Origin of the sequence: Alteromonas stellipolaris (assembly GCF_001562115.1) — a bacterium.
GTDB classification, from domain to species: Bacteria; Pseudomonadota; Gammaproteobacteria; order Enterobacterales; family Alteromonadaceae; genus Alteromonas; species Alteromonas stellipolaris.
Map to the genome: position 1 here is coordinate 3,583,913 of NZ_CP013926.1, position 14,313 is coordinate 3,598,225.

Genomic DNA, 14,313 nt, shown 5'->3' on the forward strand with positions numbered 1-14,313 from the left:
TGAAATGTAGCTCAGTATCATTATCACTATTTTGAAATTGAGCTCCATTATGCCAAGCCCTAGAAAGTCACTAATCTGTTTACAGAACACGCCCTACTATCACTGCGTATCTCGGTGTGTGAGGCGAGCATTTTTGTGTGGTAAAGACCGTTATTCGGGGAAGAGCTACGAGCATAGGCGCCAGTGGGTTGAAGATAGGCTCATAACGCTAACAAGCGTATTTTCAATTGATGTATGTGCTTATGCGGTAATGAGTAACCATACCCACTTGGTATTACATGTAGATAGAAACGAAGCGTTGTCGTGGACCACCGAGGAAGTATTGAGGCGTTGGCATTCACTACATAAGGGCACTGTATTAACCCAGCAATATATGCAGCCCGCACAGCGAGCTTCGCTTACAGAAGCTCAGATAACGACCATCATATCGACAGCAAATATATATAGACAACGGTTGTACGATATCAGTTGGTTTATGAGGTTACTGAATGAGTTTATTGCTCGTGAAGCTAACAAGGAGGATGAGTGCACTGGACGTTTTTGGGAAGGAAGATTTAAATCGCAGGCTCTACTTGATGAAGCCGCATTGGTGGCATGTATGGCCTACGTAGATTTGAATCCACTACGCGTGGGACTTTCAAAAACGCCAGAAACATCTGAATTCACCAGCATTAAGCATCGAATAGAGGCAGTGCAACTTGGGGGGCAACCTAAGTTCCTTAAACCATTAGTGGGAAACGCTTCGCAAGCTTTGAAAGGGTTGCCTTTTAATTTAGCTGATTACTTAACCTTGGTCGATGAAACTGCTAGGCAAATTAGCACAGGTAAATCCGGTTACGTACTCCACAATACCTCGCCAATTATACAACGCACCGGCTTATCGCAAATAAACTGGAATAGTATGGTCGTTGGGATTGAAGATATCTTTTCAAACTCTATTGGCCTTTCAATTGCCCAGCGAAGGCTAGCCCTCTCTAGAGCGGGTTGATATCACCCAAATAGATCAAATTCATTAAAATAGCGCGCAGCCAGGTTCACTGAAATCAGATCAATCACAAGTTTTAGCTTAATATTTTCCATACCTAAAACTTTTAGTTTTAGGTGAGTATTCGCTGCACCATTTTGCCTCACCAATGTTTTATATCGCGTCTGAAAAGCTTAATTTAACCTGTGTCGTAGTGCCTAAATTTGTGCTTAAAACTATGGGTGTCTTAACATTATATTCAATTTTTTATAGCTCAATCCTTTACCCCCAAAGCATACTGGTAAATAATCTTAAGATACTGGTCGGGCAAGTTTGTGGCTGTCCGAATAAAAATTATAACGAGAACAACCATGACCAACGCATACCCTCACTTACTTGAGCCCTTAGATCTTGGCTTCACCACGTTAAAAAATCGTACTTTAATGGGCTCTATGCACTTAGGCCTTGAAGAAGAAAAAGGAGGCTTTGACAAGCTTGCAGCATTTTACGCAGAACGAGCTAAAGGTGGTGTGGCGCTTATTGTAACAGGTGGGATCAGCCCAAACATTTCTGGCTGGGTAGCCCCTTTTGCAGGAAGAATGACAGCCAAGCGTCATGCTAAAAAACATAAAGTGATTACTGAGGCTGTACATGCAGAAGGCGGTAAAATTTGTATGCAAATTTTGCACTCTGGTCGTTACGGATATCATCCTCTAGCGGTATCAGCTTCCCCAATGAAGTCTCCAATTACCCCTTTTAAACCGCGAGCTCTATCCTCAAAAGCTGTGACAGGCACAATTAAGGACTATGTAAATTGTGCTGCTCTTGCCAAGGAAGCTGGGTACGATGGCGTAGAAGTGATGGGCTCTGAAGGTTATTTAATTAATCAATTTTTAGTGAAGCGAACTAATCATCGAGATGATGAATGGGGTGGGTGTCTAGAAAACAGGGTGAAAATAGCGGTAGAGATCGTCAAAGGGATCCGTGAAAAGGTGGGCACTAATTTCATCATTATTTATCGCCTATCGATGCTGGATTTAGTTGAAGGCGGCGCAAAATGGGACGACGTTGTTTATCTTGCCAAAGCGATAGAAAAAGCTGGTGCTACGCTCATCAATACGGGGATTGGTTGGCATGAAGCTCGTGTTCCAACTATCTCTACTTCGGTGCCACGCGCTGCGTTCACGTGGATTACACAGCGGATGAAAAAAGAAGTATCAATTCCGCTTGTTACCACTAATCGAATTAATACACCTGAAGTCGCCGAAAGCGTCTTGGCTGATGGCCATGCTGACATGGTATCAATGGCGCGTCCATTTCTAGCTGATTCTCAGTTTGTCACCAAAGCTATGCGCAACGAATCCAAATTAATTAATACGTGTATTGCGTGCAATCAAGCATGTTTAGACCATGCGTTTGAACAAAAACGTGCTAGCTGTTTAGTAAACCCTCAGGCCTGCTACGAAACAGAACTTACTTTTACTCCAGTAGAGCACAGTAAACATATTGCAGTGGTCGGGGCCGGTCCTGCTGGGCTTGCATTCGCTATGTACGCTGCTGATAGAGGCCATAAAGTCACCATATTCGACAAAGCGAGTGAGCTTGGTGGGCAATTCAACTATGCGAAACAAGTACCTGGTAAAGAAGAGTTTTATGAAACCATTCGCTACTTTAGTAATCAACTTGAGCGTACCGGAGTTATAGTAACACTCAATACCGATGTTACCTCTAAACACCTTATTGAAAGCGGGTTTGATGATGTTGTATTGGCTACGGGTATCAACCCTCGAAAACTAACTATCGAAGGTGCAGACCATCCAAAGGTCATGAGTTATATCGATGTGCTGCGCGACCACAAGCCTGTGGGGCAAAAAGTAGCTATCGTTGGTGCGGGAGGCATCGGGTTCGATATAGCCGAGTATTTAGTTGAAGACAAAGAACTAACGCTCAACACTGATAAGTGGCTGTCTCATTGGGGGATTGATAAAAACTACACCAACGAAGGCGCGCTCACTGAGAAAAAATATACCCCATCAAGCCGAGAGGTATTTTTACTGCAACGCAAGACATCTAAAGTTGGCAAGGGTTTAGGTAAAACGACAGGCTGGATCCATCGCCAATCATTGAAGCTTCACAATGTACAAATGGTAAATGGTGTCAGTTATGAAAAGGTTGATGATGAAGGTTTACATGTTCTAATAAATGACAAACCAAAATGCTTAGTCGTAGACAACGTTATCGTGTGTGCGGGGCAAGAACCGTTCAAGCCTTTGCAGGCTCCACTGGAGGCAGCCGGTGTGAGTGTCCACATTATAGGTGGTGCAGATGTTGCCGCTGAACTAGACGCGAAGCGTGCTATTCGCCAAGGTGCTGAGCTAGCTGCTAAAATTTAAAGATTAGTATTTAAAGGTGGGTGTCTCAGTTTAGCTTTATAAAAAAGAAGGGAAGCTAATTAGCTTCCCTTCTCTATATTTCTTATATTTTTACTAGAATTGGTCGAACATGATGGTGTTCCCATCAGGATCTTTCACTACGCAATGCCCTGGCCCCTCTTCGCCTTTGACTGGCACATCTATTTCAATGCCTTTGTCCATTAAGCGCTGCTCGAGTTCGCGCACGTCAGCGGGGTTGAAGGTTAAAATATTGCCTTCAAACATGCCCTCGAACAAACCAATCATGGTTTGACCACTTTTCATGATAACCCACTTTTCTTCTACAGAGCCGCATGACGGCATTGCCTCAAAACCGAGTGTTTCATAAAACGTTTTCGAGATGGCAATATCACTGACCGCTAAACTTAACGAAAAAAGCCCAGGTTGCACTGTGTTCTCCTAAGAACCTAACAGAATGAATTACATACTGTAGATAAGTGCGCGAGCAAGATCACGGCAACTGGTCGCAAAACGTTCAATTTTTACGCTATATTAGTGCTGCCACTCTTTCGTCAGCACAACCGCTTCATCGCCCTCTACCTTCACTTCTTTGCGCGACTCTTGGCCTTGGCTGTCTACCGCATAAAACTCGTAAACAGTTATGCCAGTGCCATGCTGAATACTCTCAATGATGCGTTTGGCTTCGAAATCAGGTGAAGATTGTTTTAAAGCCCCACTAACATTCTCAGGCAACTGCGACCACACTAGGTCTCTTTGTACTTCTACAACTGTCCATTCGTCAGCCACTTGTAACATATCAAACTCAATTTCTTTGCCATCGACCAATACACCTTCAACATCAAGATAAGTCTTGCCATGCTTTAGCTCTTTTTCCACTTCATTTGCTGTGAAAGATGGCTCAATAGCTTTGATAGCAGTTAACGCATTGGCTGGAATGTCACTAACATTCATACTTACTTTTTGGTTTAGCGTAGCACCAATTTTGGCTTTTTCACCATGATTGGCTTTTGGCGCAACGCTCTCTCCTACTTCTAACCGCGTGAACGTTACACTGGCGTAATCACCATTAGCTTTATCTTCTGCCCAATTTCCTGTACCAAGACACGCAGGGTACCAAAAACCTGGGTCATCTTTGGTGCTACATTGGTTATAGGCTCCTGCTTTGAAATAGTTCCAATCCAACGTATACCCATAAGGGTGATCGTGCTTATCTAACTTACCGTAAGCATCTACACCGTTAGCGAGGTTAATTTTGTATTCAACGGTTTCATGCCCCTCGGCTTCAAAGGTTAAATACATCACATCACCATGCACATTTACTACGTAGCTTAATGCTTCGCCTAACGCTAGCCCAGCTTCACCAGGATCTTCTGGATTCGTCCATAAATTGCCCCATACCGGATAAGCAATATCTCTTCGATTAGCATCATCTTTCGGAAGATTACGTTCATAAGTCCAAAATACCGAGCCTTTTTCATGGTTAGGCCATTTTTTATAATAAATTTTAAGCGGTTCGTTGCCCCAACCAAAACCTTGTACCTTTTTTTCCCATTTGCTGGCATGTATCTGACCAATAACCACGGAATAAGCGGGCGCTTTTTCAGGGTATTTAGCACGAAGAGCAACATGATTCACTTTTAACGTAGCTTCCATCTTGCCGCCTATTCGTCCAAAACGTTTCGCAATAGGGTTACTAGCTACAGTGAAATTGTTCTTTGGCGACTTAGTTTTAATTCGTGTACTTTTTCCACGTAACATATGACGCAGTTCACTTCGCGTATTGCTTGAATTCGCGGTTGTCAGCGCTTTGTTTGGAGACGTGAATACCATACCGCCATTTTCGTCTATGTAGAAAAAGTCAGGATGGGAAAAATCTTGGATATCTTTAACTGACACACTATCCGGCTTCCCATCATTATTTTCATCGGTCGGCAACGTAATGTTCCACTCACTCAAATCAAATTTATCAGCGGGAACGTCATCCGCAATAGCACCAACACTGAATACTGAAAGTAGGAGCAACATAGCCGCATTGCTGCGATTTACTCGCTGAGGAAAAGCTCTCATAAAAAACCTCTGTAATAATATGTTAAGCGTACTTCTTATGCGGTACTTGCTTGATACATACCTCCCCCTTAAAAACAACCTATGGCATTACCAATAAACCATCAGGAGCGCTTTTAGGAACGGATTTAAAATACCAGAAAACATTACCAACCAAGAATTAATGTAATACCAATTTAACATTCAAACAATTTAATTACAAAATACTTTCATTTTATTCATTAGATTGTGGAGAACGATTGCTCAATATGTAGTGATGAAATGTAAAGGAGGGTTCGATATTGAAAATATGTGGGTGTCCATGAACGAAACACTGGCACGTAGGATGTCGATAGGTGGGTGTCCATGAACGAAACAATTTTGCTTAAAGTGTCTAATTACCCACTAATTGCGGCTTATCTGCAACTTAGTTGTTCGCGACAACCTTTATACTAGCTCGAACAAGCACTTATATAAGCCTTAATACTGACGTGAAAAAGTCACTTATGTTGAAACTAGGAGGGCGTGATGGACACCATTCAATGGCAAGAGTTTGATATGGTTGAATTAAGAACAGGGACTATTATTGAAGTCAGTGATTTTCCTGAAGCTCGTAAACCAGCTTACAAACTACTTATTGATTTTGGAGAGGATATTGGAATCCGTAAATCCAGTGCCCAAATAACTGAACACTATCTAGCTGAAGAATTGTTGGGAAAGCAAATTGTGGCTGTAGTTAACTTTCCGCCCAAGCAAATAGGCCCGTTCATGTCAGAATGCTTAGTCACGGGCTTGTATCGTAAGGATGGCGTTGTTTTAATCAGCCCAGATAAACCTGTGCCTAATGGCGCAAAATTGGGCTGACTATCTAACCGCAGGCTAATCCGCTCTACATCGATTATCAAAATGGGCAATCAACATCTGACTCATAAAGCTGTCTTAAGTATCAGTCTTAGACAAATGTGCCATCTCGTTGCGCCATGCTTTTTCATAAGCAGGCCGAGATAGCACTCTTTCAGCGTACGATTTCACATTGTCGAACTTAAGGTCAAGGTCGCTACCTTTAGCCCATGACAATACTTGGGCTGTCACAATGTCAGCCATTGTGAATAAGCTTCCGCAGACATACTCTTTGTCGTTGAGAAGTAGCGAGAAAGCCGTTAATGCTCGGTCGAATTCCCACGCCGCTGTATCTTGCATTTGGGGAATACGATGCTGCTCAGGTAAAGCAAAGGTATGTTTAGCTTTACTCCAAAGCGGCTGTTCTAACTCAGTAACAGCAAATACCATCATTTGCTCATACAGCCCGCGAGCGAAAGTACCGGGTGCAGGTATAAACTCTTCCATTGCATGCTTTTCAGCTAAGAAAGTGACAATAGCAGCCGACTCAGAAAGCGCACCTTCTTCAGTGACTAATACAGGAATTTTAGTGGCCGGGTTAAGTGTTTTAAAAGCTGAGTTTAAGTGTTCACCGGCTTTTAAATTCACCACCTTGTACTCGTAAGGCAAGCCAATTTCTTCTAAAGCCCATGCCACCCTTACCGAGCGAGTTTTCGGGTATCCATAAAGTGTATACATTGCGTGCTCCGCGTTTAAAATACTTCAATTTAACAGCATAAAGCCATATTGAAACCAAAACGCGGTGCAAACAACTTATGCGTCTTGGCGACGTAAAAAGACTAACTCAGTGGCCGTGCTTTGTGACTCGCTATAAACATAACCTTCACTATCGAAAGCCTGCAACCCTTCCACATCACTCACTTCGTTTTCAAGAATATATCTTGCCATTAATCCACGAGCTTTTTTGGCAAAAAAGCTGATGATCTTATATTGATCATTTTTATAGTCTTTAAAGACAGGTGTAATCACCATCCCTTCAAGTTCTTTTTTCTTAACGGCCTTGAAGTACTCATTAGAAGCAAGGTTCACCAACACGTTATCGCCCTGCGCTTGCATGGCGTCGTTTAGAACCTGTGTAATGCGGCTACCCCAAAACGCATAAAGATCTTTACCCTCTGGGTTCGCTAGCTTGGTCCCCATTTCTAAACGATATGCTTGCATTAAATCTAATGGGCGTAACAATCCATACAGCCCTGACAAAATTCGCAAGTGGTCTTGCGCATAGCTAACTGCTTTATTGCTTAATGTATTAGCGTCTAGCCCTGTATATACATCGCCATTGAATGCGTACATGGCTTGTCGCGCGTTATCAGCGGTGAAAGGGGTAGAAAACTCAGCAAATCGATTAGCATTAAGTGTGGCTAACTTGTCACTAATTTTCATCAACGAAGAAAGGTCGGCTGGCGAAAGGGTACGACACACTTCCATCAAACGCTCAGTGTCTTGAAGCATGGTAGGCTGCGTGAAATTATCCACTTTAATGGGGGTTTCAAAATCTAGGTTTTTCGCTGGGGATACTACAACTAACATCTTCGACTCCTTATCTTTTTCAGGCTTCATTATACCACTGTGAAAAAGTTGAGGTTGAATTTACCGTCAAAAAACCATAAATCAAGGTAACAGAGAAATCCGATTAGCCAGTATTTCCCGTGTCTGCGCTATAAATTGTCACACGGGTTTGGTATAACTATACCCAAATACGCAAACGTTTGAATCTATCAAACTGTTACGCCCTACATACGCAAAAGCGAACCGCTTTACACGACTTGCCTTACCGGCAATTCGTCCGAGTTTTTTAATTTAAGATTAGAGAGAATTATGAGCAACCAGCTAGCTTCGTTACGTGAGATCACCACGGTCGTTGCCGACACCGGCGATATCGACGCAATCAAAAAATACCAGCCAGTAGACGCAACAACAAACCCTTCTTTGTTGTTAAAAGCCGCCAGCTTGCCTCAGTATGCCAGCCTAATCGACGACTCAGTAGCATGGGCCAAACTACAATCATCAGATAGCGACCAACAACTTATCGATGCATCCGACAAACTTGCCGTTGCTATCGGTAAAGAGATTTCAGACTCTATTCCAGGTCGTATTTCTACCGAAGTAGATGCCCGTTTATCTTTCGACAAAAATGCCACAGTTGAAAAAGCGGAGCGTCTTGTTCAGCTTTATCAAGATGCCGGTATCGATAAGTCACGTATTCTTATCAAAATGGCATCAACCTGGGAAGGTATTCAAGCAGCTGAAATACTTGAGAAAAAAGGCATTCAGTGCAACCTAACTTTATTGTTTAGTTTCGCCCAAGCACGTGCTTGTGCCGAAGCTGGCGCATACCTAATTTCACCGTTTGTAGGCCGTATTCTAGATTGGTACAAAAAGTCGACCGGTAAAACTGAATACGCTGCTGATGAAGATCCAGGTGTGGTGTCGGTTACCAGTATTTATAACTACTACAAAGAGCATGGTTACAACACGGTAGTGATGGGCGCAAGCTTCCGCAATATTGGCGAAATTCAATCGCTAGCGGGCTGCGATCGACTAACTATTAGCCCCGCTTTATTAGAAGAGCTTGCCAATGAACCGGGCGAGCTTACTGTGAAGCTTAAAGATAACGGCGCAACAAAAACCCCTGGCGATCGTTTGACCGAGTCTGAATTCCGCTGGGAAATGAACCAAGATGCTATGGCAACTGAAAAGCTTTCTGAAGGTATCCGTAACTTCGCTGCAGACCAAGACAAGCTTGAAGTGATGCTTCGTGAAAAGTTAAGTGCATAAACCATAGGGAATTAGTAAATGAGTACATTGACATCATTGCCACAATGGCAAGCACTTAATCAAATTGCAGCTTCGATGAAAGATGCACACATGCGTGATTGGTTTAAGGCAGATCCCAAACGTGCTGAAAAAATGCAGTTAGAAGCGTGCGGCATTTTTCTTGATTACTCTAAGAACCGTGTAAACGAACACGCGCTGGGTGCTCTTTTCGATTTAGCCCGTGCGTGTAAGTTAGATGACGCCCGCGACGCCATGTTTAACGGCGAGCAAATCAACAGCACTGAAGGACGAGCGGTTCTTCACACGGCACTACGAAACTTCTCCGACTCACCTGTCATGGTTGATGGCGAAGACGTGATGCCCGAAGTGCGTGCCACCCTTGATAAAATTCGCGACTTCACCGCATTAGTTCACAGTGGCGAGCATAAAGGCTACACAGGCAAATCTGTGAAGCATATTGTTGCTATTGGTATTGGTGGTTCTTTCCTTGGTCCTAAGATCATGACTGAAGCCCTAAAACCTCATACGGTTGATACCGTTAAGGTGCATTTTGTTGCCAACGTTGATGGCTGCCATATCCATGATGTGTTAACTAAACTCGATCATGAAGAAACCCTTGTCGTGATGTCTTCTAAGTCATTCACTACGCAAGAAACGTTGCAGAATACCCTTTCTGCCAAGGCTTGGTTCTTGAAGTCTGGCGGCACGCAAGAAGATATCGCCAAGCACTTTGTTGCAGTGTCTTCAAACGTAAAAGCAGCCACTGAATTCGGAATAGCAGAAGATAACATTTTCCCTATGTGGGATTGGGTTGGCGGTCGTTATTCTTTGTGGTCAGCAATTGGGTTACCTATTTCATTAGCTTTAGGTTTTGATAACTTTAAAGGCTTGCTTGAAGGCGCGTTCGATATGGACACGCACTTTAAAACAGCACCTTTAGAGCAAAATCTACCTGTTTTACTTGGCCTATTAGGCGTGTGGTATCGCAATTTCTTCGATGCGCAATCTCAGGTGCTATTGCCTTATTATCATTATCTTCGCGGCTTACCAGCTTACGTACAGCAGCTTGATATGGAAAGTAATGGTAAACAAGTCACTCAAGGCGGCGAAGCGGTAGATTACGCTACAGGCCCTATTATTTGGGGTAGTGAAGGAACTAACGGTCAGCACAGCTTCCATCAGCTTATTCACCAAGGTTCTGGGGTTATTCCGGCCGACTTTATGTTGCCATTGAATGTGCCTAACCAAGATGACACACATCATGCGATGTTAGCATCAAACTGCTTTGGGCAAGCGCAAGCGCTTATGCAAGGCAAAACCTTTGATGAGTGTTATGCAGACCTAGAAGGTAAAGGCTTAGACGAAGCGCAGCGCACTCGTTTAGCGGCACACAAAACCATGCCGGGCAACAAGCCTAGTAACACTTTGATGTTTGATAGCCTTACGCCTAAGACACTTGGCGCACTAGTTGCAATGTATGAGCATAAGGTATTCGTTCAGGGTGTTATCTGGAACCTTAACTCATTCGACCAATGGGGCGTAGAGTTAGGAAAAGTACTGGGCAACCAAGTACTGGCAGGCATTCAAGGAAATGCGGAAGAAGAAAGTTTTGACGCATCTACCCAACAATTGATTGCCCGTTTCAGAGCAGCGAATGCACCAAAATAAGGAACTCCGAGTGATGTAATCACTCAAATTTGGTGCAAATAATAACTGAACGGCCGGCTTACCCCCGGCCGTTTTTATTGGCAGAAAATAAGAACGTACAAGCTAATGTGCAACTAAGTATGTCACCTGCCAACTGTTTTGCTAAACACGCTGACGATATCTCCCTGTGTCATCATACTGTCACAATTTGTTAATAAAAAGTAAATTTACTTGTTTTATTTTAATTGTGGCTGTGATACAAAATTATACAGAGGGAATAAAAACTAAACTCTGTATTGTTGTAGTGGTAATAAAAAGGAGAATCCCAGTGGACAAATCAGACTTATTTGCCATGCTAGATATTGAAGCAAGCCCAGCGAAAACAAAAAGTAAAAAACGCAAGTGGAGAGAGATTGAAGCGCTTCAAGATCGCTTCAAACTGGAAAAGGAGCTCTCTGAACTCGATTGTGGTTTCGAATACGAGTTAGAAACACTGGAAAGATAATATAAAGGCCGCCTGCTAATAACAGGCGGCCTTTTTACTTTCTGGGTTCTTAACTTTCGACGCTGCGTAAGCACTATGGCTGACGCTAACTTTTAGTCACTCGCTATTCTAGCCAGGTGCTGCCATAGACTATACCTGCCAAAGAATGGGTGAAAGCCCTTTGCTTGTTAGGTAGGCATTGGTTTCGCTAAAATGGTGACAGCCAAAGAAGCCTCTGTAAGCTGATAATGGTGACGGATGCGGCGCATGTAGCACACAGTGCTTAGTGCGATCGATATGCTTGCCTTTTTTCTGTGCATGACTGCCCCACAATAAAAACACCACGTTTTCTGCGTGCGTGTTAACCGCCTCTATTACCGCATCGGTATAGGTTTCCCATCCCCACTTAGCATGACTGTGTGCCTTGCCCTGCTCTACCGTTAATACTGTATTAAGCAGCAGTACGCCTTGCTTTGCCCAAGGGGTAAGCGTGCCATGGTTTGGAATTGAGAAGTCGGTAATATCGTTGGCCAATTCTTTATAAATATTAACCAGCGAAGGAGGTGTTTTAATATTTGGTAAAACCGAGAAGCATAAGCCGTGGGCTTGATGTGGGCCGTGATAAGGATCTTGCCCTAATATCACTACTCTAACCTTTTCAAGCGGTGTCATGGTCAGTGCGTTGAATACATCTTCTGAAGGCGGGTAAATAACTTTACCCGCTTCACGTTCAGATGCTACTTTTTGCATTAGGGCTTTAAAGTAAGGTTTGCCTTCTTCACCGCCCAATGCTTGTGCCCACGTGGTCACGCTTTTAGTAAATCCAGCATGTGTTGTTTCAAGACTTCGTAAGACGCAGGTAAATCAACCGCTAGGCTGTCTTCACCAGCAACATCAGCTAAAGGCTTAGGTAAGCTAATGGGCGTGCCCAAAACGTTCTCTACCGTTTCACGGAATTTTGCAGGGTGTGCAGTCCCCAAGAATAGGCCAATCTCGCCGTCTTCTAAGTCATGGCTAACTGCACGGTAAGCAATAGCCGCATGAGGCTCACTGGTGTAGCCTAACTGCGCTAATTGCCGCATGGCTAACTGAGTGTACTCTTCATCTACCATTTCGCCTTTTAAGCAGCTTTTATCTACATAGCCTTGCTCAATTAAGGCTTCAATGCGTGGCCAATTGTTAGGTTGGCTAACATCCATGGCATTCGACATGGTAGCGACTGTCTTCTTCGGTGCCCACTCGCCGGTTTTTAAATAGCGAGGTACAGTATCATTGGCGTTAGTAGCAGCGATAAAGCGTTTGATCGGCAAGCCCATTGATTTAGCAATCATACCGGCAGTTAGGTTACCAAAGTTACCACTTGGTACTGAGATAACCAGTTGGTCACGCTTTTCTTTAGGTAACTGACTTACCGCTTCAAAGTAATAGCACACTTGAGCTAGTAAGCGACTAATATTAATTGAGTTGGCTGAGTTAAGGTGTAAACCTTCACGAATATCTGGGTCGTCGAATGAGGCCTTCACTAGCGACTGACATTCATCAAAGTCAGATTCCACCGCGACTGTGTGAATATTACCACCAAGGGTGGTAAACAGCTTTTCTTGCAGTGCACTAATTTTCCCTTTAGGGAACAAGATAACCACATTGATATTATCAATACCGTGGAATGCATGCGCTACCGCAGCCCCTGTATCTCCAGAGGTAGCAGTCAGAATAGTGACCGGTTTACCTTCACTGATTCTTGATAAGGTTTGCGCCATGAAGCGACCACCAAAATCTTTAAACGCCAACGTGGGCCCGTGGAAAAGCTCCAAGGTATAAATGTTGTCGCTTACTTTCTCTACCGGCGCGCCAAAGGCAAACGCGGTATTCACGATTTCTTCTAATTCACCATTGTTAAGCTCATCACCAATAATGGCGCGAAGTACTGCAATGCTGCGCTCCGCGAACGGCATTTCAAGCAGTTCATCAATGTTTTCTAGTTTCGGAATATGAGTAGGGAAATACAAACCTTGTTGTTTACCCAACCCTCTTTTAACTGCTTCAGAAAATGAGGCAGTGTCCTGTGCATCTTTTAAATTAACCAATTCCACGTTTTAATACCTTTTTTCGTTGTGCCGTAACATCTAGCTGCTGTATCACTTCATTAAGTGATAGGGCCAACCGTGGTTCCCTGCTCAGGGATTTGGCACACATGGCTAAAGCCATCTTCATTTTGAATATAATGTTCGTCTAAATAGGCAACGATACGCTGCGCTTTTTCTTCACTGTCACACACGGCAAATACCGTTGGGCCTGAACCCGAAATACCAAAGGCTAACGCGCCTTCTTGCTCGCTGAAGGCTCTTGCGTCATCGAAACCCGGTAATAGCTGTTTACGATAGGGTTCAGCAATCACATCTTTCATCACCGAAGCTGCAAGCTCATTTTCTCCTGCATGCAAGGCGTGTACAAACACCCCTAGCTGGCGACCAAATGTTAGCGCTGTGGCCATGTCAACCTGCTTGGGTAATATGTCTCGGGCGGCCGCCGTAGATACGCTAATACCAGAATAACAAATAGCATAATACCAGTCTTTCACTAAAGGTAGCGACAAGGTAACTGGCGACGTAGCGCCTGTCATCAATGTCATACCGCCAACATAACATGGCGCTACGTTATCGTAGTGAATACTACCGCTGATTTGCCCTTCTAATTCGCCCATCATGGTCAACAAAGTGTCTTCATCGAAGGGATAATCGAAAAAAGCATTTAGCGCAACGAAGGCAGCAACAATTGAGCTTGCGCTCGACCCCAGTCCACTGCCGATAGGCAAGTTTTTAGATAAGGTCATCGCCACTGGCGTGGTGGTTTTACCCACCTTTTCCATTTGCGCACAAAAGTAGTGATAGCATTGCGTCACAATATTGCTATCGGCGTCGCCAGGCAATTTGTGTGCGAAAGGGCCAACCGTGTTTAACGAAAAGGTATCTGCACTCTCAATATCGACTTCGTCGCCTAAGCGGGAACCATCGACAGGGGCAAGCGCGGCGCCTAGTACATCAAACCCTAAACTTACATTGCCAATAGATGCTGGCGCATATGCTCGTAATGCTTTCATAATA

Annotated in this window: 12 protein-coding genes and 1 pseudogene; 6 read left to right on the forward strand and 7 right to left on the reverse strand. The window is 43.8% G+C overall.

Going from position 1 to position 14,313, the window contains the following annotated elements; translation table 11 throughout:
• The first annotated feature begins 49 nt into the window (after nucleotides 1-49).
• Nucleotides 50-988, forward strand: a complete 939-nt coding sequence (locus tag AVL57_RS15330) for a transposase (RefSeq protein WP_057789880.1) — start codon at nucleotides 50-52, stop codon at nucleotides 986-988.
• 347 nt (nucleotides 989-1,335) lie between these two features.
• Nucleotides 1,336-3,357, forward strand: a complete 2,022-nt coding sequence (locus tag AVL57_RS15335) for an NADPH-dependent 2,4-dienoyl-CoA reductase (protein WP_082604833.1) — start codon at nucleotides 1,336-1,338, stop codon at nucleotides 3,355-3,357.
• A gap of 93 nt (nucleotides 3,358-3,450) precedes the next feature.
• Here the strand turns inward: AVL57_RS15335 and AVL57_RS15340 are convergent, their stop codons facing one another.
• Complete coding sequence (locus AVL57_RS15340; RefSeq protein ID WP_057789876.1) at nucleotides 3,451-3,786, reverse strand: VOC family protein; 336 nt, start codon at nucleotides 3,784-3,786, stop codon at nucleotides 3,451-3,453.
• A gap of 579 nt (nucleotides 3,787-4,365) precedes the next feature.
• A pseudogene (locus AVL57_RS15345) lies at nucleotides 4,366-5,382 on the reverse strand (polysaccharide lyase family 7 protein); the annotation flags it as partial.
• A gap of 546 nt (nucleotides 5,383-5,928) precedes the next feature.
• Here AVL57_RS15345 and AVL57_RS15350 point away from each other — a divergent pair.
• Nucleotides 5,929-6,264: a tRNA-binding protein gene (locus AVL57_RS15350; protein WP_057789872.1), complete on the forward strand. Its 336-nt coding sequence runs from the start codon at nucleotides 5,929-5,931 to the stop codon at nucleotides 6,262-6,264.
• Between the two features lie 75 nt (nucleotides 6,265-6,339).
• Here the strand turns inward: AVL57_RS15350 and AVL57_RS15355 are convergent, their stop codons facing one another.
• Both AVL57_RS15355 and yaaA read right to left on the reverse strand, forming a co-directional pair.
• Nucleotides 6,340-6,978: a glutathione S-transferase family protein gene (locus AVL57_RS15355; RefSeq protein WP_057789870.1), complete on the reverse strand. Its 639-nt coding sequence runs from the start codon at nucleotides 6,976-6,978 to the stop codon at nucleotides 6,340-6,342.
• Nucleotides 6,979-7,053: 75 nt separating this feature from the next.
• Nucleotides 7,054-7,830, reverse strand: a complete 777-nt coding sequence (yaaA, locus tag AVL57_RS15360) for a peroxide stress protein YaaA (RefSeq protein WP_057789868.1) — start codon at nucleotides 7,828-7,830, stop codon at nucleotides 7,054-7,056.
• Between the two features lie 288 nt (nucleotides 7,831-8,118).
• Here yaaA and tal point away from each other — a divergent pair, with 288 nt between their 5' ends.
• From tal to AVL57_RS21065, 3 genes are all read left to right on the forward strand, one after another.
• A complete protein-coding gene (gene tal / locus AVL57_RS15365) occupies nucleotides 8,119-9,078 on the forward strand; it encodes a transaldolase (RefSeq protein ID WP_013782892.1) in 960 nt (319 codons plus the stop codon).
• Nucleotides 9,079-9,096: 18 nt separating this feature from the next.
• The gene (pgi, locus tag AVL57_RS15370) at nucleotides 9,097-10,746 is read left to right on the forward strand and encodes a glucose-6-phosphate isomerase (RefSeq protein WP_057789866.1); all 1,650 of its coding nucleotides are present in this window, start codon (nucleotides 9,097-9,099) and stop codon (nucleotides 10,744-10,746) included.
• A gap of 307 nt (nucleotides 10,747-11,053) precedes the next feature.
• Entirely contained in the window at nucleotides 11,054-11,230 is a 177-nt protein-coding gene (locus AVL57_RS21065) for a DUF3545 family protein (RefSeq protein WP_013782890.1), read from the forward strand.
• Nucleotides 11,231-11,359: 129 nt separating this feature from the next.
• Here AVL57_RS21065 and ung read toward each other — a convergent pair whose 3' ends face one another.
• Genes ung through thrB form a run of 3 tightly spaced genes read right to left on the reverse strand, consistent with a single transcriptional unit; the run spans nucleotide 11,360 to nucleotide 14,309 of the window.
• Entirely contained in the window at nucleotides 11,360-12,019 is a 660-nt protein-coding gene (ung, locus tag AVL57_RS15375; RefSeq protein WP_057789864.1) for a uracil-DNA glycosylase, read from the reverse strand.
• Entirely contained in the window at nucleotides 12,016-13,302 is a 1,287-nt protein-coding gene (thrC, locus tag AVL57_RS15380; RefSeq protein WP_057789862.1) for a threonine synthase, read from the reverse strand. The genes ung and thrC overlap by 4 nt, the downstream gene beginning before the upstream one ends.
• Nucleotides 13,303-13,355: 53 nt before the next feature.
• Nucleotides 13,356-14,309 carry a homoserine kinase gene (thrB, locus tag AVL57_RS15385; protein ID WP_057789860.1) on the reverse strand — a complete coding sequence of 318 codons (954 nt, stop codon included), beginning with the start codon at nucleotides 14,307-14,309 and terminating at the stop codon, nucleotides 13,356-13,358.
• Nucleotides 14,310-14,313: the final 4 nt, after the last annotated feature.

Bases quoted from the DNA above. Each gene is read 5' to 3' on its own strand.
- AVL57_RS15330 (WP_057789880.1), top strand. From the start codon at position 50: ATGCCAAGCCCTAGAAAGTCACTAATCTGTTTACAGAACACGCCCTAC.
- AVL57_RS15335 (WP_082604833.1), top strand. From the start codon at position 1,336: ATGACCAACGCATACCCTCACTTACTTGAGCCCTTAGATCTTGGCTTC.
- AVL57_RS15350 (WP_057789872.1), top strand. From the start codon at position 5,929: ATGGACACCATTCAATGGCAAGAGTTTGATATGGTTGAATTAAGAACA.
- AVL57_RS15355 (WP_057789870.1), bottom strand. From the start codon at position 6,978: ATGTATACACTTTATGGATACCCGAAAACTCGCTCGGTAAGGGTGGCA.
- yaaA (WP_057789868.1), bottom strand. From the start codon at position 7,830: ATGTTAGTTGTAGTATCCCCAGCGAAAAACCTAGATTTTGAAACCCCC.
- tal (WP_013782892.1), top strand. From the start codon at position 8,119: ATGAGCAACCAGCTAGCTTCGTTACGTGAGATCACCACGGTCGTTGCC.
- pgi (WP_057789866.1), top strand. From the start codon at position 9,097: ATGAGTACATTGACATCATTGCCACAATGGCAAGCACTTAATCAAATT.
- thrB (WP_057789860.1), bottom strand. From the start codon at position 14,309: ATGAAAGCATTACGAGCATATGCGCCAGCATCTATTGGCAATGTAAGT.